We start from the raw sequence: 16291 nt of genomic DNA on the forward strand, positions 1-16291 counted from the left end.
GGGCAGAAACGTACGAGAAGAAGTGGGCGATGTCCGAAATGACCACCGAAGGACGCATCAGGCTCAACCGGCTGCCCGAGTGGGCCGCCCTCGGCAAGCACCGGGAGCAGCTGGCCGGCACCCATCTGCGCGAGCTGTTCGCGGCCGACCCGGAGCGCGGCACCGGCTACACCCTGCGGGTCGGCGACCTCCACCTGGACTACTCCAAGCAGCTCGTCACCGACGAGACCCTCCGGCTGCTGCGCGAACTGGCCGTCGCCACCGACGTCGCCGGGCTGCGCGACGCCATGTTCCGCGGCGAGAAGATCAACACCACCGAGGACCGGGCCGTCCTCCACACCGCGCTGCGCGCCCCCCGCGGGGCCGTGATCGAGGTCGACGGCGAGAACGTCGTCCCCAAGGTCCACGCCGTCCTCGACAAGATGGCCGGCTTCGCCGACCGGGTCCGCTCCGGCGAGTGGACCGGCCACACCGGCAAGCCCATCAAGAACGTCGTCAACATCGGCATCGGCGGCTCCGACCTCGGCCCCGCCATGGCCTACGAGGTCCTGCGCGCCTACACCCGGCGCGACCTGACGTTCCGTTTCGTCTCCAACGTCGACGGCGCCGACCTCCACGAGGCCGTCCGCGACCTCGATCCGGCCGAGACGCTGTTCGTCGTCGCCTCGAAGACCTTCACCACCATCGAGACGGTCACCAACGCGACCTCCGCCCGCGAATGGCTCCTCACCGGCCTCGGGGCCGGCCAGGAGGCCGTCGCCCGGCACTTCGTGGCGCTCTCCACCAACGCCGAGCGGGTCGAGGAGTTCGGCATCGACACCGCCAACATGTTCGAGTTCTGGGACTGGGTCGGCGGCCGCTACTCGTACGACTCCGCCATCGGCCTCTCCCTGATGATCGCCATCGGCCCGGACCGGTTCCGCGAGATGCTCGACGGCTTCCACCTCGTCGACGAGCACTTCCGCACCGCCCCGCCGGAGGAGAACGCGCCGCTGCTCCTCGGCCTCCTCGGCGTCTGGTACGGCGGCTTCTTCGACGCCCAGTCGCACGCCGTCCTGCCGTACTCCCACTACCTGTCCAAGTTCACCGCCTACCTCCAGCAGCTCGACATGGAGTCCAACGGCAAGTCCGTGGACCGCCAGGGCGAGCCGGTGGAGTGGCAGACCGGCCCGGTCGTCTGGGGCACCCCCGGCACCAACGGGCAGCACGCCTACTACCAGCTGATCCACCAGGGCACCAAGGTGATCCCCGCCGACTTCATCGGCTTCGCCCGCCCGGTCGACGACCTGCTGCCCGGCCTGGTCGCCCAGCACGACCTGCTGATGGCCAACTTCTTCGCCCAGACCCAGGCCCTCGCCTTCGGCAAGACGCCCGAGGAGGTACGGGCCGAGGGCGTGCCGGAGGAGCTCGTCCCGCACAAGACCTTCCGGGGGAACCACCCCACCACCACCATCCTCGCCGACGCCCTCACCCCCTCGGTCCTCGGCCAGCTGGTGGCGCTCTACGAGCACAAGGTCTTCGTCCAGGGCGCGATCTGGAACATCGACTCCTTCGACCAGTGGGGCGTCGAGCTCGGCAAGGTCCTCGCCAAGCGGATCGAGCCCGTCCTCACCGGCGACGGGGACACCGACGGCCTCGACAGCTCCACCGCGGCCCTCGTCTCCGCCTACCGCGCCCTGCGCGGCCGGAGCTGAGCGGTGGCGGGGGAGAACGCGGTACGGCTCCGGCCGCCGGGGAACGCCGTGGACCGCCGGGCGGTCGGCTGGTGGCGCACCCGGTGCCTGCTCGCCGGCGCCGTCCCGGCCGCGGTCCTGGCCGTGCTCGGCGTCCTGATCGAGCCGGCCCGGACCTGGCTGCTCGCCGCGGCCGCCGTCCCGGCCGCGCTCGGAGCGGTCGGCGCCGCGTTCTTCCCCGCCTGGTGGTTCCGGGTGCACCGCTGGGAGGTCACCGACGAGGCCGTGTACGTGCGCACGGGCGCCCTGTGGCAGGAGTCGCGGATCGCCCCCATGTCCCGGATCCAGACCGTGGACACCGTACGCGGCCCGCTGGAGCAGCTCTTCGGGCTCGCCACCGTCACCGTGACCACCGCCTCCTCCAAGGGCGCGCTCCGCGTCGAGGGGCTCGACCACGAGCTCGCCGCGGAGCTCGCCGAACGGCTCACCGCGATCACCCGGGCGACCCCCGGGGACGCCACGTGAGCCCCGGCGGCACGCCCGGCGGCGAGGGGGAGTGGCGGCGGCTCGACCGGCGCACCCCCCTCGTCACCGCCGCCGTCCTCTGCGGCGTCGCCGCCGGCGCCGGACTGCCGATCGCCGCCGGACTCGCCGGCTCCCGCCCCCTCTGGCAGGCCGTCGCCTGGGTCCTCGCCGGCGCCGCTCTCTTGGTCGGCGGCGGCACCGCCGCCGAGTACGTCCACTGCCGCCGCACCCGCTACCGGACCGTCCCCGACCGGGTGGACCTCCACACCGGACTGCTCCTCCTCAAACGCCGCTCGCTGGCCCGCGACCGGATCCGCAGCGTCGACCTCACGGCCAACCCGCTCCAGCGCGTCCTCGGCCTCGTCAAGGTCCGCATCGGCACCGGCGAGTCCACCGGCGGCGGCGAGTCCACCCTCGAACTCGAACTCGTCACCCGCGCCGAGGGCGAACGGCTCCGCCGCGAACTCCTCGCCCGCCCCGCCGCCCCCGACGCCGGCCCCGCCCACGACGGCCCCCTCGCCGCCCTCGACCCCCGCTGGATCCGCTACGCCCCCGTCTCCTTCGTCGCCCCCGCCCTCGGCGGCGCCGCCGCCGGAGCGGTCATGCAGGTCAGCGAGTGGTTCGGCGCCCAGGCCGAGGTCATCGACTGGATAGGGGAGCGCTTCGCGTCGGTGTCCCTGCCCTGGATGATCGTCGACCTGGTCCTCCTCGCCACCCTCGCGGGCGCCGTCGGCGCCCTCGGCCTCTGGGTCGAGATGTGGTGGAACTTCCGGCTGGAGCGCGAGCCCGGCGGCACCCTCCGGGTCCGCCGCGGCCTGTTCACCGCCCGCTCGGTCACCCTGGAGGAGCGCCGGCTGCGGGGCGTGGAACTCGTCGAGCCCCTCGGCGTCCGGCTCCTCGGCGCCGCCCGGGTCGACGCCGTCGCCACCGGCCTCACCGAGGACGACGACGAGAAGCACACCGACCTCACGTCGCTGCTGCCGGCCGTGCCCCGGGCCGTCGCCGACCGGGTCGCCGCCGAAGTCCTGCGCGAGCCCGCGCCGCCCACCTCCGCCCCGCTCGCCGCCCACCCCCGCGCCGCCCGCACCCGCCGGCTGCGCTGGGCCCTGTCCGCCGTCCTGCTCCCGGCCGCCGTCCTCGCCCTCCTCGGGGCGCTGCTCACCCCGGTGCTGCTGTACGTGGCGGCCGGCTGGACCGCGGTGCTCGCCCCGCTCGCCGTGCTCCTCGCCCGGGACGCGTACCGCTCCCTCGGACACGCCGTCAGCGGCGGCTACCTGGTGGCCCGTTCGGGCACGGTGCGCCGCACCACCGTCGCCCTCCAGCGGACCGGGATCATCGGCTGGACGGTCAAGCAGTCGTACGTCCAGCGCCGCGCCGGGATCCTCACCCTCACCGCCACCACGGCCGCCGGAGAGGGCGCCTACGACGTCCCGGACGCGGGGGAGTCCCAGGGCCTCGCCCTCGCCGACCGGGCCGTGCCGGGGCTGCTCGCGCCCTTCCTCGTCCCCGTGGAGACGCCGGAGGCCCGGTCCACCGAGGGGTGAACCGGGCCTCCTGGGGCCGTGCGTGAGGCTCCGTCAGGCGGAGACCGGCGGACGCAGGCCGGCCGGCAGCTTCGCGGCCGCCGCCGCGTCCATCAGCCACAGCGTGCGCTCGCGGCCGTGCGCGCCGGCCGCCGGGGCCTCCGTCGCGGCCGCGCCGGACAGGGCGAAGGCCGCCGCCTCCGCCTTGTCCTCGCCGGCGGCGAGCAGCCAGACCTCCCGGGCCGCCCGGATCGCCGGGAGGGTCAGGGAGATCCGGGTCGGCGGCGGCTTGGGCGCGTCGTGCACCCCGACCACCGTCCGCCCGGTCTCCCGGACGGCGGGCAGCCCCGGGAAGAGCGAGGCCACATGGGTGTCCGGGCCGACGCCGAGCATCAGCACGTCGAAGGCCGGGACGTCGGCGTCCGGACCGGCCGCCGCGGCCAGCTCGGCCGCGTAGGCCGCCGCGGCGGCGTCCGCGTCGTCGCCGTACGGCCCGTCCGAGGCCGGCATGGCGTGCACCCGGGCCGGGTCCAGCGGGACCCGGTCGAGCAGCGCCTCGCGGGCCTGGGTGACGTTCCGCTCCGGGTCGCCCTCGGGGAGGAACCGCTCGTCGCCCCACCACAGGTCGATCCGCGACCAGTCGATCGCGTCCCGGGCGGGCGCCGCGGCCAGCGCGGCGAGCAGCCCGTTGCCGTTGCGGCCGCCGGTCAGCACGACCGAGGCCGTGCCGCGGGCGGACTGGGCGTCCACGACCGCCGTGACCAGCCGGGCCGCGGTGGCCTCGGCCATCAGCTCCTTGGACCGGTGGACCACCGGCCGGGGGGCGCTCACCTGGCCGCCGCCTTCTTCGCCGGGGCCTTCTTGGCGGGCGCCTTCTTCCCGGAAACCGGAGCGGGCTCCGGAGCGGAATCCGGAGCGGGCTCCCCGGCCGGTTCCCCGGCGGGCTCCGCCGTGACGTCCGGCGCGGGATCCTCCGCCGCGGGGGCGGTGACGGCCGCCTCCTCGTCGAGCCGCTCCAGGCCGTACTTCAGGGCCGCCGCGTAGGTGTCGTCCGGGTCGAGCCGGCGCAGCTCCTCCGCGATCAGCTCGGCCGTCTCGCGCCGCTTGAGCGCCACCGCGCGGTCCGGCTGCCCCTCTATGGAGAGGGTCGCGAGCGAACCGTCGGGCCGGTCGAGGACGATCGGCCCGGCGCTGGTCTCCAGGCGCACGGAGGTGAGGCCCGGCCCGCCGGAGCTGGAGCGCCGCACCGGCACCTTCAGCCGCTCGGCCAGCCACATCGCGAGCAGTTCGACGCTCGGGTTGAACTCCTCGCCCTCCACGTCGGCCGAGGTCACCTTGCAGCGGACCTGGTCGAGCGCGGCGGCCAGCATCGAGCGCCACGGGGTGATCCGGGTCCACGACAGGTCCGTGTCGCCGGGGGTGTAGGTGTCCGCGCGCGCGATCAGCTCCTCGATGGGCTGCTCGGCGGCGTACGTGTCGGTCACCCGGCGCTGGGCGAGGGCGCCCAGCGGGTCGTTCGCCGGGTCGGTCGGCGCGTTCACCGGCCACCAGACGACGACGGGGGCGTCCGGGAGGAGCAGCGGCAGCACCACCGACTGGGCGTGGTCGACGACCTCGCCGTACAGCCGGAGGATCACCGTCTCCCCGGAGCCGGCGTCGGCGCCGAGGCGGACCTCGGCGTCGAGCCGGGTCTTGGCGCGGTCCCGCGGCGAACGCGAGACCCGCTTGATCACCACGAGGGTCCGCGAGGGGTGCTCGCGGGACGCCTCGTTGGCCGCCTTCAGCGCGTCGTAGGCGTTCTCCTCGTCGGTGACGATGACGAGGGTGAGCACCATGCCGACGGCCGGCGTGCCGATCGCCCGCCGCCCGAGCACCAGCGCCTTGTTGATCTTGGAGGACGTGGTGTCCGTCAGGTCGGTCCTCATGGCCGGCGCCAGCTCCTGCCGTCTCGTGCGAGCATCTCGTCCGCCTCGACCGGGCCCCAGGTCCCGGACTCGTACTGGGCGGGCTTGCCGTGCTCGTCCCAGTACCGCTCGATCGGGTCGAGGATCTGCCAGGAGAGCTCGACCTCCTCCACGCGCGGGAAGAGGTTGGAGTCGCCGAGCAGGACGTCGAGGATGAGCCGCTCGTACGCCTCGGGGCTGGACTCGGTGAAGGACTCGCCGTAGGCGAAGTCCATCGACACGTCCCGGATCTCCATCTGGGTGCCCGGCACCTTGGAGCCGAAGCGGACGGTCACGCCCTCGTCCGGCTGCACCCGGATCACGATGGCGTTGCGGCCCAGTTCCTCCGTCGCCGTGTGGTCGAAGGGGGAGTGCGGGGCGCGCTGGAAGACCACCGCGATCTCGGTGACCCGGCGGCCGAGCCGCTTGCCGGTGCGCAGGTAGAAGGGGACGCCCGCCCAGCGGCGGTTGTCGATCTCCAGCTTGATCGCCGCGTAGGTGTCGGTCTTCGACTGGGGGTCGATGCCCTCTTCCTGGAGGTAGCCGACGGCCTTCGCGCCACCCTGCCAGCCGGCCGCGTACTGGCCGCGGACGGTGGACTTCGCCAGGTCCTTCGGCAGCCGGACGGCGCCGAGCACCTTGGTCTTCTCCGCGGCGAGCGCGTCGGCGTCGAAGGAGGCGGGCTCCTCCATCGCGGTCAGCGCGAGCAACTGGAGCAGGTGGTTCTGGATGACGTCACGGGCGGCGCCGATGCCGTCGTAGTAGCCGGCCCGGCCGCCGATGCCGATGTCCTCGGCCATGGTGATCTGCACGTGGTCGACGTACGACCGGTTCCAGATCGGCTCGAAGAGGGTGTTGGCGAAGCGGAGCGCCAGGATGTTCTGGACGGTCTCCTTGCCGAGGTAGTGGTCGATGCGGAAGACCGCCTCGGGCGGGAAGACCTCGTGGACGACCTCGTTGAGCTCCTTGGCGGAGGCCAGGTCGTGGCCGAAGGGCTTCTCGATGACGGCGCGGCGCCAGGAGCCGTTCTTCTGGTCGGCCAGGCCGTGCTTCTTCAGCTGCTGCACGACGAGCGGGAAGAACTTCGGCGGCACGGACAGGTAGAAGGCGAAGTTGCCCCCGGTGCCCTGCGCCTTGTCCAGCTCCTGGATGGTGTCCTTGAGCTGTTCGAACGCCTCGTCGCTGTCGAAGTCGCCCTGGACGAAGCGCATGCCCTGGATCAGCTGCTGCCAGACCTCCTCGCGGAAGGGGGTGCGGGCGTGCTGCTTGACGGCGTCGTGGACCTCCTGCGCGAAGTCCTCGTCCTGCCACTCGCGGCGGGCGAAGCCGATGAGCGAGAAGCCCGGCGGCAGCAGGCCGCGGTTGGCCAGGTCGTAGACGGCGGGCATCAGCTTCTTGCGGGACAGATCACCCGTGACGCCGAAGATGACCAGGCCCGACGGCCCCGCGATGCGCGGGAGCCGTCGGTCCGCGGCGTCACGGAGCGGGTTGGCTCCGTCGACGGTGCTCACAGTGGTCAGCCCTCCGAAGGGGCGAGGCGCTTCAGCTCCGCCTCGGTCGAACCGAGCAGGTCGTTCCAGGCCGCCTCGAACTTCTCGACGCCCTCGTCCTCCAGGAGCTGGACCACGTCGTCGTAGTCGATGCCCAGCTTGCCGACGGCCTCCAGGACCTCGCGGGAGGAGTCGTACGTGCCGCGCACGGTGTCGCCGGTGACCTCGCCGTGGTCGGCGGTGGCCTCCAGGGTCGCCTCCGGCATGGTGTTCACGGTGCCCGGGGCGACCAGGTCCACCACGTACAGCGTGTCCTTGTACGCCGGGTCCTTGACGCCGGTCGAGGCCCACAGCGGACGCTGCTTGTTGGCCTGCGCCTTGTCCAGGGCCGCCCAGCGCTCCGAGGAGTCCGAGAAGACCTCCTCGTACGCCTCGTAGGCCAGGCGGGCGTTGGCGAGGGCGGCCTTGCCCTTGAGGGCCTTGGCCTCGTCGGTGCCGATGCCGTCCAGGCGCTTGTCGATCTCCGTGTCCACGCGGGAGACGAAGAAGGACGCCACCGAGTGGATCTTCGCCAGGTCCAGGCCGCGCTCGCGGGCCTTCTCCAGGCCCGCCAGGTAGGCGTCCATGACCGCGCGGTAGCGCTCCAGCGAGAAGATCAGCGTCACGTTGACGCTGATGCCGAGGCCGATGACCTCGGTGATCGCCGGCAGGCCGGCCTTCGTCGCGGGGATCTTGATGAGGGTGTTCGGCCGGTCGACCAGCCAGGCCAGCTGCTTCGCCTCGGCGATGGTGGCGGCCGTGTCGTGGGCGAGCCGCGGGTCGACCTCGATGGAGACCCGGCCGTCCTGGCCGTCCGTCGAGTCGAAGACCGGGCGCAGGATGTCGGCGGCGTCGCGGACGTCCGCCGTCGTGATCATGCGGATGGCCTCGTCGACGGTCACCTTGCGGGCGGCCAGGTCGGCCAGCTGCTGGTCGTAGCCGTGCCCCTCGGAGATCGCCTTCTGGAAGATCGACGGGTTGGTGGTCACGCCGACGACGTGGCTCTGGTCGATGAGCTCGGCCAGGTTGCCGGAGGTGATCCGCTGGCGGGACAGGTCGTCCAGCCAGATCGCGACGCCTTCGTCGGAGAGGCGCTTGAGAGCGTCTGTCATGAGAGTTGCATCTCCAATAAGTCGTACGTATCCGCGTCAGCGCGCGGCGGCGTCGATCGATTCCCGGGCGGCGGCCACGACGGCCTCCGGGGTGAAGCCGAACTCGCGGAAGAGGACCTTGGCGTCGGCCGAGGCACCGAAGTGCTCCAGCGAGACGATCCGGCCGGCGTCACCGACGTACGTGTGCCAGGTCAGGCCGACGCCGGCCTCGACCGCCACGCGCGCCTTCACCGACGGCGGCAGGACGGCGTCCCTGTACGCCTGGTCCTGCTCCTCGAACCACTCCACGGACGGCATCGAGACCACCCGGGTCGGGACGCCGTCGGCCTGGAGCCGCTCGCGGGCCTCGACGGCCAGGTGCACCTCGGAGCCGGTCGCGATCAGGACGACCTCGGGCGAGCCGCCCTCGGCGTCGAAGAGCACGTAGCCGCCCTTGGCCGCGTCCTCGTTCGGCGCGTAGGTCGGCACGCCCTGGCGGGTGAGCGCCAGACCGTGCGGCGCGCCCTTCCCGAAGACCTTGGTGTGCCGCTTCATGATCTCGCGCCAGGCGATCGCCGTCTCGTTGGCGTCGGCCGGACGGACCACGTTCAGGCCCGGGATGGCGCGCAGCGAGGCCAGGTGCTCCACCGGCTGGTGGGTCGGGCCGTCCTCGCCGAGGCCGATCGAGTCGTGCGTCCACACGTAGGTCACCGGCAGGTGCATCAGGGCCGACAGGCGCACCGCGTTGCGCATGTAGTCCGAGAAGACCAGGAAGGTGCCGCCGTAGACGCGGGTGTTGCCGTGCAGCGCGATGCCGTTCATCTCCGCGGCCATGGAGTGCTCGCGGATGCCGAAGTGGATCGTGCGGCCGTACGGGTCCGCCTCCGGCAGCGGGTTGCCCGCGGGGAGGAAGGACGACGTCTTGTCGATCGTCGTGTTGTTCGAGCCCGCGAGGTCGGCCGAGCCGCCCCACAGCTCGGGGAGGACCTCGCCCAGCGCCTGGAGGACCTTGCCCGAGGCGGCACGGGTGGCGACGGACTTGCCCGCCTCGAAGACCGGGAGCTTCTCCGTCCAGCCGGCCGGCAGCTCGTTCGCCTGGATCCGGTCGAACTCGGCGGCCCGCTCCGGGTTGGCCGTACGCCACTCGGAGAGCTGCTTCTCCCACGCGGCGCGGGCCTCGCGGCCCCGCTCGCCCAGCGCGCGGGTGTGGGCGATGACCTCGTCGGAGACCTCGAAGGTCCGCTCCGGGTCGAAGCCGAGGACGCGCTTGGTGGCCGCGACCTCCTCGTCGCCGAGCGCCGAGCCGTGCGCGGCCTCGGTGTTCTGCGCGTTCGGCGCCGGCCAGGCGATGATCGAGCGCATCGCGATGAACGACGGACGCTCGGTCTCGGCCTCGGCCGCGCGGATCGCCGCGTACAGCGCGGCCGGGTCCAGGTCGCCGTTCTCCTGCGGCTCCACGCGCTGGACGTGCCAGCCGTACGCCTCGTACCGCTTCATCGTGTCCTCGGACACGGCGGTCTCGGTGTCGCCCTCGATCGAGATGTGGTTGTCGTCCCACAGCAGGATCAGGTTGCCGAGCTTCTGGTGGCCCGCGAGCGAGGACGCCTCGGCGGAGATGCCCTCCTGGAGGCAGCCGTCGCCGGCGATCACGTAGACGCGGTGGTCGAACGGGGAGGTGCCGGGGGCCGCCTCCGGGTCGAACAGACCGCGCTCGTAGCGGGCGGCCATCGCCATGCCCACGGCGTTCGCGACGCCCTGGCCCAGCGGGCCCGTGGTGGTCTCGACGCCGGCCGTGTGGCCGTACTCGGGGTGGCCCGGGGTCTTCGAGCCCCAGGTGCGGAACGCCTTGAGGTCGTCCAGCTCCAGACCGAAGCCACCCAGGTACAGCTGGGTGTACAGGGTCAGGGAGGAGTGGCCCGCGGAGAGCACGAACCGGTCGCGGCCCACCCACTCGGGGTCGGACGGGTCGTGGCGCATCACCTTCTGGAAGAGGGTGTACGCGGCCGGCGCGAGGCTCATCGCCGTACCCGGATGGCCGTTGCCGACCTTCTGTACGGCGTCCGCGGCCAGGATGCGGGCGGTGTCGACGGCCCGCTGGTCCAATTCGGTCCACTGGAGGTCTGTGGTGGTCGGCTTAGTGCTCACCCTGGGTCAGGGCTCCTCTCCACATGTCTGTAGCCGGTGACTGAGGGTGTACCGGCGGTGTCGAGCCTACCCCCGAAAAAGCCCCCTCTTTTCGTGTCCATGCCCCTCAAATGAGCAGTACAGAGCAAGAGTGCTGGTGATCGTGGCGCGCCGCCTCCCGAACGGCGCGCCGAACGGCGTCCGCCCCTTGATACGCGCTCGGCGCGCGCTCGGGAGCGAGCCCCGCCAACACGACCCCACCCCCGCGAAGATCGGCGTCTGGGCAACGTCTACAGTGGCGTGGTACGCGCAAGTTTCACCCCGCCTTTATCCGGGGAACTTGCTGGGAATTTCTCTGTCAGGGGTGTGCGTGACGGCCGTCGAGTCCCGACCCGCAGGGGTCGTCTTGACTCCCAGCCCGGGGGGCCATCGGCCGTTCGGGGCCCGCGTCAAGGCATTCGTGGCGCTGACCAAGCCGCGGATCATCGAACTGCTGCTCATCACCACCGTTCCGGTGATGTTCCTCGCCGAGCAGGGCGTGCCGGACCTGTGGCTGGTGCTCGCCACCTGCTTCGGCGGCTATCTCTCGGCCGGCGGCGCCAACGCGCTCAACATGTACATCGACCGCGACATCGACGCGCTGATGGACCGCACCGCGCAGCGCCCGCTGGTCACCGGCATGGTCTCGCCGCGCGAGGGCCTGGTCTTCGGCCTCACCCTCGCCGTCGTCTCCACGCTCTGGTTCGGCCTGCTCGTCAACTGGCTCTCGGCCTGGCTGTCGCTCGGCGCGCTCCTCTTCTACGTCGTGATCTACACGATGATCCTGAAGCGGCGCACCGCGCAGAACATCGTCTGGGGCGGCATCGCCGGCTGCATGCCGGTCCTCATCGGCTGGTCCTCGGTGACGAACTCGATGTCCTGGGCCGCCGTCGTCCTCTTCCTGGTCATCTTCTTCTGGACGCCGCCGCACTACTGGCCGCTGTCGATGAAGGTGAAGGAGGACTACGCGCGCGTGGGCGTGCCCATGCTGCCGGTCCTGGCCTCCAACAAGGTCGTCGCCAAGCAGATCGTCCTCTACAGCTGGGTCATGGTCGCGGTCTCGCTGCTGCTCACCCCGCTGGGCTACACCGGCTGGTTCTACACCGCCGTCGCCCTGGCCACCGGCGGCTGGTGGCTCTGGGAGGCGCACGGCCTGCTGAACCGCGCCAAGGCCGAGGCCACCGGCGCGAAGCTCAAGGAGATGCGCCTCTTCCACTGGTCCATCACCTACGTGTCGCTGCTCTTCGTGGCGGTCGCGGTGGACCCCTTCCTGCGATAGGCGTACGACCCCCGGCGACGGCCGGGCCGTGTGGGCTGAACCACGCGGCCCGGCCGTCGTCAGTCGATCTACCCCTCGGTAGCATCCCTGTCATGGCAGACACCAAGGAAGAGACCACGGCCGTCTCCCCCCGCGACGGGCGCAAGGCGGCCAAGCTGGCCAAGGAGATCCGCGCCTTCGGCAAGGAGCACGGCGGCGTCGAGGGCCAGCTCGCCCACATCGGCCAGGCCGGCACCCGGATCGTCCTCGTCGGCGAGGACGGCGGCTGGGGCGACCTGGTGGCCCCCACCCACGCGATCGCCCGGCAGGCCGCCGAGCAGGCCGGCCTGACCCTGCACGACGAGTTCGACGGCGAGTTCGCCGCCAAGGTCGTCACCGGCCCGTACGAGTGGACCCGCATGGCCGGCATCCAGCTCGGCGGCCCCGCCAACCGCTGACCCCGGCGCCACTGCCGCCACCGTCGGGCGCGCAGGCAACAACCTCACCCGGGGCTCACCCGTTAGGACGTGTGGAGACACGCCCACGCAGGGAGAGCCCCCGAGATGATCGACACGCCGCGCCTGGTGGACCAGTACTGCCACGGGGTGCTCCGGACGGAGCTGGGCCTCGGCACCTTCGAGGCCCACCTCGGCCCGGCCGCCGTCCTGCCCGCCTCCGGCACCACCTTCTTCGACACCCAGACGGGCTTCGCGGTGCGCCGCTGGTGCCCGCCGCTCCTCGGGCTCGACGCCCACTGCCCGCCGGCCCGCTACCTCGCCCGCCGCCGCGAGCTGGGCGTCGCCGAGACCGGCCGCCGGCTGCTGCGGGGCGCCGGCATCGCCACGTACCTCGTCGACACCGGCCTCCCGGACGACCTCACCGGGCCCGCCGAACTCGCCGCCGCCGGTGGCGCGCGCGCCCACGAGATCGTCCGTCTCGAACCCCTCGCCGAGCAGGTCGCCGACACCTCCGGGACCGTCGACGGCTTCCTCGCCAACCTCACCGAGGCCGTCCAGGACGCCGCCGTGCGCTCGGTCGCCTTCTCCTCGGCCGCCGCCGCGCGCTGCGGCCTCGCCGCCGACGCCCGCCCGCCCGGGCGCGGCGAGGCCCGCCGGGCGGCCGGCCGCTGGCTCGCCGACCGGCCCGCGAAGGGCCCCCTCGACTCGCCGGTGCTCCTGCGCCACCTGCTGTGGCTGGCGGTGGGGGCGGGCCGGCCGCTCCAGCTGCACACCGCGGACCGGGACCCGGCGGCCCTGGCCGGCTTCGCCGCCGCCACCGCCGGGCTCGGCGCCGACCTCGTCCTGCTGCACGGCTCCCCGCACCACCGGACCGCCGCCCGGATGGCAAGGGCGTACCCGCACGTCTACGCGGACCTGGGCGCCGCCCTGGCGCACACCGGGGCCCGGGCGGCGGACGTGCTCGCCGAGGTCCTGGAGCTGGCCCCCTTCGGCAAGCTGCTCTACTCCAGCGGCGCCCGCGCCCTGCCCGAGCTCCACGTGGTCGCCGCCGGCGCCTTCCGCGCCGCCCTCGGGCGGGTGCTGGGCACCTGGGTCCTGGACGGCGCCTGGTCCCGTACGGACGCGCAGCGGGTCGCCTCGATGATCGCCGCGGACAACGCGACGCGGGTCTACCGGCTGGGATGAGCCGGTGGACCCGCGTCGGGGGCGTGGCGGGGGCGCGCGTCAGGCCTTCGCGAGCTCCGGGTCGGCCTGGGCCGGGATCTCCGCCGTCGGCAGCGGGCGCTCGCGCAGGCTCAGGGCCAGCCGCAGCACCGCGATCCACATCAGCGAGGAGCCGAGCATGTGGGCGGCGACGAGGAGCTCCGGGACGCCGGTGAAGTACTGGACGTAGCCGATGCCGCCCTGGAGCAGCAGCACGATCAGCAGGTCGCGGGCGCGGGCGCGGGTGTCGTCCGGGGCGTCGACCACGCGCAGGACCAGCCACATCGCGACGGCCAGCGCGCAGACGGCCCAGGCGGCGATCGCGTGGAGGTGGGCGGCGTTCGTCCAGTCCCACGGCATGCGGGGCACGTCGCTGCTGTCGCCCGCGTGTTTGCCGGCGCCGGTCACCGTCGTGCCGAGCACGATCAGCAGGGCCGAGACGACCGTGACGGCCCAGGACAGCTTCCGTACCGGCCCCGGCACGCGCGGGCGGGGGGCGGTGTCGCCCTCGCCGGCCCGGTGCCAGGTGATCACGGTGACGGTGAGCAGCGCGTTCGCGGCGAGGAAGTGGCCGGCCACCGTCCACGGGTTGAGGCCCATCCAGACGGTGATGCCGCCGAGCACGGCGTTGCTCATCACGATCCAGAACTGGGCCCAGCCCCAGCGGGTGAGGTTCCGCCGCCAGGGCTTGGTCGAACGGGCGGCGACGATCGCCCAGCCGACGGCCGCCGACAGGACGTACGTCAGCATCCGGTTGCCGAACTCGATGGCCCCGTGGAGGCCCTGCTCGGGCGTGGCGAAGAGGCTGTCGTCCGTGCACTTGGGCCAGGTGTCGCAGCCGAGACCGGAGCCGGTCAGCCGGACCGCGCCGCCGGTCACGATGATCAGCACGCTCATCACGACGGCGGAGAGCGCGGCGCGCCGGAGGACCCGGGGGGACGGGGTCCAGCGCTGGGCGATGAAGGCGAGGGGGGTCTGCACGGGCCCTATCGTAGGCAAGGGCTTGTGCACGGTTTCACGAGGGGGTATGGGGGAGTCGTCTCCCCGGGGAAAAAAGGGGGGCACGAGGGGTGGCTTGTCGGGAAACGTCACCCTCTGAGCCCCCGCGACTACTCCCAGCGGAAGAACCTCGCCGCAGCGCCGAGCCCCAGGACGGCCCAGACGGCGAGGATCCCGGCGTCGGCCCACGGCATGCCCGCGCCGCCCTGGAGGACGTCCCTGAGGCCGTCGGAGAGGGCGGAGATGGGCAGCAGGGCCAGCACGTCGCCGGCCGCGCCGAACTTCTCCAGCGGGACGATCACCCCGCCGCCGACCAGGAGCAGCAGGAAGACCAGGTTGGCGGCGGCCAGGGTCGCCTCGGCCTTGAGCGTGCCCGCCATGAGCAGGCCGAGCCCGGAGAAGGCGGCGGTGCCGAGGACGAGCAGGAGCAGGACGGAGAGCGGGTCGCCGTGCGGGGACCAGCCCAGGCCGAGCGCGATGGCGGTCAGCAGCAGGACCTGGAGGACCTCGGTGACCAGGACGGAGAGCGTCTTGGCGGTCATCAGGGCCCAGCGGGGCAGCGGGGAGGCGCCGAGCCGCTTGAGGACGCCGTAGCGGCGCTCGAAGCCGGTGGCGATGGCCTGGCCGGTGAAGGCGGTGGACATCACGGCGAGCGCGAGGACGCCCGGGGCGAGGAAGTCGACGGCCTCGCCGGCGCCCGTGTCGACGACGTCCACGGTCGAGAAGAGCACCAGCAGCAGCGACGGGATGACCACCGTGAGGAGGAGCTGCTCGCCGTTGCGGAGCAGCATCCGGGTCTCCAGGGCCGTCTGGGCCGCGATCATGCGCCCGACGGGGGCGGCGCCCGGCTTCGGGGCGTACGTACCGGCGCTCATGCGCGCAGCTCCTTGCCGGTCGGTTCGAGGCTGTGCTTTCCCGGGGGGCGACCCCCGGACCCCCGGCGGATCTCGGGCTTGCCCGCCTTCATGACCTCAGCTCCTTGCCGGTCAGCTCCAGGAAAACGTCTTCGAGGGTGTGGCGCTCGACCGAGATGCCGTCGGGCATGACGCCGTGCTGGGCGCACCAGGTGGTGACGGTGGCGAGCAGCTGGGGGTCGACGGCGCCGGTGATCCGGTACGTGCCGGGCAGCGGCTCGGCGGCCTCGGTGCCGTCCGGGAGCGCCTTGAGCAGCGAGCCGAGGTCGAGGCCGGGGCGGCCGGTGAAGCGGAGGGTGTTCTCGGCGCCGCCGCGGCAGAGCTGCTCGGGGCTGCCCTGGGCGGCGACCCGGCCGGCGTCGACGATGGCGACCTCGTCGGCGAGCTCCTCCGCCTCCTGCATGAAGTGGGTGGTCAGGACGGTGGTGACGCCGTCGGCGCGCAGCTCGCGGACGAGGTCCCAGGTGGCGCGGCGGGCCTGCGGGTCGAGGCCGGCGGTGGGCTCGTCGAGGAAGACCAGTTCGGGGCGGCCGACCACGGCCAGGGCGAGGGCGAGCCGCTGCTGCTGGCCGCCGGAGAGCCGCCGGTAGGCCGTCCGGCCGCAGGAGCCGAGGCCGAGGCGCTCGATCAGGGCGTCGACGTCGAGGGGGTGGGCGTGCAGCTTCGCCACGTGGCGGAGCATCTCCTCGGCGCGGGCGCCGGAGTAGACGCCGCCGGACTGGAGCATCACGCCGACGCGGGGGCGCAGGGCGGCGGCGTCGGCGACCGGGTCGAGGCCGAGGACGCGGACGGTGCCCGCGTCGGGGCGGCGGTAGCCCTCGCAGGTCTCGATCGTGGTGGTCTTGCCGGCGCCGTTGGGGCCGAGGACGGCGGTGACCGTGCCGGTCCGCACGTCGAGGTCGAGGCCGTCGACGGCGGTCTTGGTGCCGTACCGCTTGACCAGGCCGCGGACGCGGACGGCGGTGTCGGCGCTGCCGGCGGACTCGTTTCGCATGCCGGGAAGTCTAAGGAC

14 protein-coding genes are annotated in these 16291 nt (G+C 73.1%); 6 read left to right on the forward strand and 8 right to left on the reverse strand.

Going from position 1 to position 16291, the window contains the following annotated elements; translation table 11 throughout:
• Positions 1–38 precede the first annotated feature (38 nt).
• Genes pgi through AB0E83_RS23500 form a run of 3 tightly spaced genes read left to right on the forward strand, consistent with a single transcriptional unit; the run spans position 39 to position 3742 of the window.
• Complete coding sequence (pgi, locus tag AB0E83_RS23490) at positions 39–1694, forward strand: glucose-6-phosphate isomerase (protein WP_362115222.1); 1656 nt, start codon at positions 39–41, stop codon at positions 1692–1694.
• A 3-nt stretch (positions 1695–1697) separates the two neighbouring features.
• Positions 1698–2198 (forward strand): PH domain-containing protein, encoded by a 501-nt coding sequence (locus AB0E83_RS23495; protein ID WP_362115137.1) that lies wholly within the window; start codon positions 1698–1700, stop codon positions 2196–2198.
• Positions 2195–3742, forward strand: coding sequence for a PH domain-containing protein (locus tag AB0E83_RS23500; RefSeq protein ID WP_362115139.1), 1548 nt, complete (start codon positions 2195–2197; stop codon positions 3740–3742). The genes AB0E83_RS23495 and AB0E83_RS23500 overlap by 4 nt, the downstream gene beginning before the upstream one ends.
• Before the next feature lie 33 nt (positions 3743–3775).
• Here the strand turns inward: AB0E83_RS23500 and pgl are convergent, their stop codons facing one another.
• The 5 genes from pgl to tkt are packed head-to-tail and all read right to left on the reverse strand — an operon-like array spanning position 3776 to position 10429.
• Positions 3776–4552 carry a 6-phosphogluconolactonase gene (pgl, locus tag AB0E83_RS23505; protein WP_362115141.1) on the reverse strand — a complete coding sequence of 259 codons (777 nt, stop codon included), beginning with the start codon at positions 4550–4552 and terminating at the stop codon, positions 3776–3778.
• Positions 4549–5646 carry a glucose-6-phosphate dehydrogenase assembly protein OpcA gene (gene opcA, locus AB0E83_RS23510; protein ID WP_362115143.1) on the reverse strand — a complete coding sequence of 366 codons (1098 nt, stop codon included), beginning with the start codon at positions 5644–5646 and terminating at the stop codon, positions 4549–4551. Before opcA ends, pgl begins: the two co-directional genes overlap by 4 nt.
• Positions 5643–7175 (reverse strand): glucose-6-phosphate dehydrogenase, encoded by a 1533-nt coding sequence (gene zwf / locus AB0E83_RS23515; protein WP_362115145.1) that lies wholly within the window; start codon positions 7173–7175, stop codon positions 5643–5645. Before zwf ends, opcA begins: the two co-directional genes overlap by 4 nt.
• 5 nt (positions 7176–7180) lie before the next feature.
• A complete protein-coding gene (gene tal / locus AB0E83_RS23520) occupies positions 7181–8305 on the reverse strand; it encodes a transaldolase (RefSeq protein ID WP_362115147.1) in 1125 nt (374 codons plus the stop codon).
• 36 nt (positions 8306–8341) lie between these two features.
• Positions 8342–10429 carry a transketolase gene (gene tkt, locus AB0E83_RS23525; protein WP_362115149.1) on the reverse strand — a complete coding sequence of 696 codons (2088 nt, stop codon included), beginning with the start codon at positions 10427–10429 and terminating at the stop codon, positions 8342–8344.
• 343 nt (positions 10430–10772) lie between these two features.
• Between tkt and AB0E83_RS23530 the strand changes: the two genes are divergently transcribed.
• From AB0E83_RS23530 to AB0E83_RS23540, 3 genes are all read left to right on the forward strand, one after another.
• Positions 10773–11726, forward strand: coding sequence for a heme o synthase (locus AB0E83_RS23530; RefSeq protein ID WP_362115225.1), 954 nt, complete (start codon positions 10773–10775; stop codon positions 11724–11726).
• A 92-nt stretch (positions 11727–11818) separates the two neighbouring features.
• Positions 11819–12163, forward strand: coding sequence for a hypothetical protein (locus AB0E83_RS23535; RefSeq protein ID WP_362115151.1), 345 nt, complete (start codon positions 11819–11821; stop codon positions 12161–12163).
• Positions 12164–12268: 105 nt separating this feature from the next.
• The gene (locus tag AB0E83_RS23540) at positions 12269–13348 is read left to right on the forward strand and encodes an amidohydrolase (RefSeq protein WP_362115153.1); all 1080 of its coding nucleotides are present in this window, start codon (positions 12269–12271) and stop codon (positions 13346–13348) included.
• 39 nt (positions 13349–13387) lie between these two features.
• Here AB0E83_RS23540 and AB0E83_RS23545 read toward each other — a convergent pair whose 3' ends face one another.
• The 3 genes from AB0E83_RS23545 to AB0E83_RS23555 all read right to left on the reverse strand — a co-directional run bounded on the left by AB0E83_RS23545 (position 13388) and on the right by AB0E83_RS23555 (position 16273).
• Positions 13388–14347 carry a COX15/CtaA family protein gene (locus tag AB0E83_RS23545; protein WP_362115156.1) on the reverse strand — a complete coding sequence of 320 codons (960 nt, stop codon included), beginning with the start codon at positions 14345–14347 and terminating at the stop codon, positions 13388–13390.
• 128 nt (positions 14348–14475) lie between these two features.
• Positions 14476–15240, reverse strand: coding sequence for an ABC transporter permease (locus tag AB0E83_RS23550; protein WP_362115159.1), 765 nt, complete (start codon positions 15238–15240; stop codon positions 14476–14478).
• Between the two features lie 88 nt (positions 15241–15328).
• Positions 15329–16273, reverse strand: a complete 945-nt coding sequence (locus tag AB0E83_RS23555; RefSeq protein WP_362115162.1) for an ABC transporter ATP-binding protein — start codon at positions 16271–16273, stop codon at positions 15329–15331.
• Positions 16274–16291 lie beyond the last annotated feature (18 nt).

Source organism: Streptomyces sp. NPDC035033 (assembly GCF_040636735.1).
In the GTDB taxonomy this organism is placed as follows: domain Bacteria; phylum Actinomycetota; class Actinomycetes; order Streptomycetales; family Streptomycetaceae; genus Streptomyces.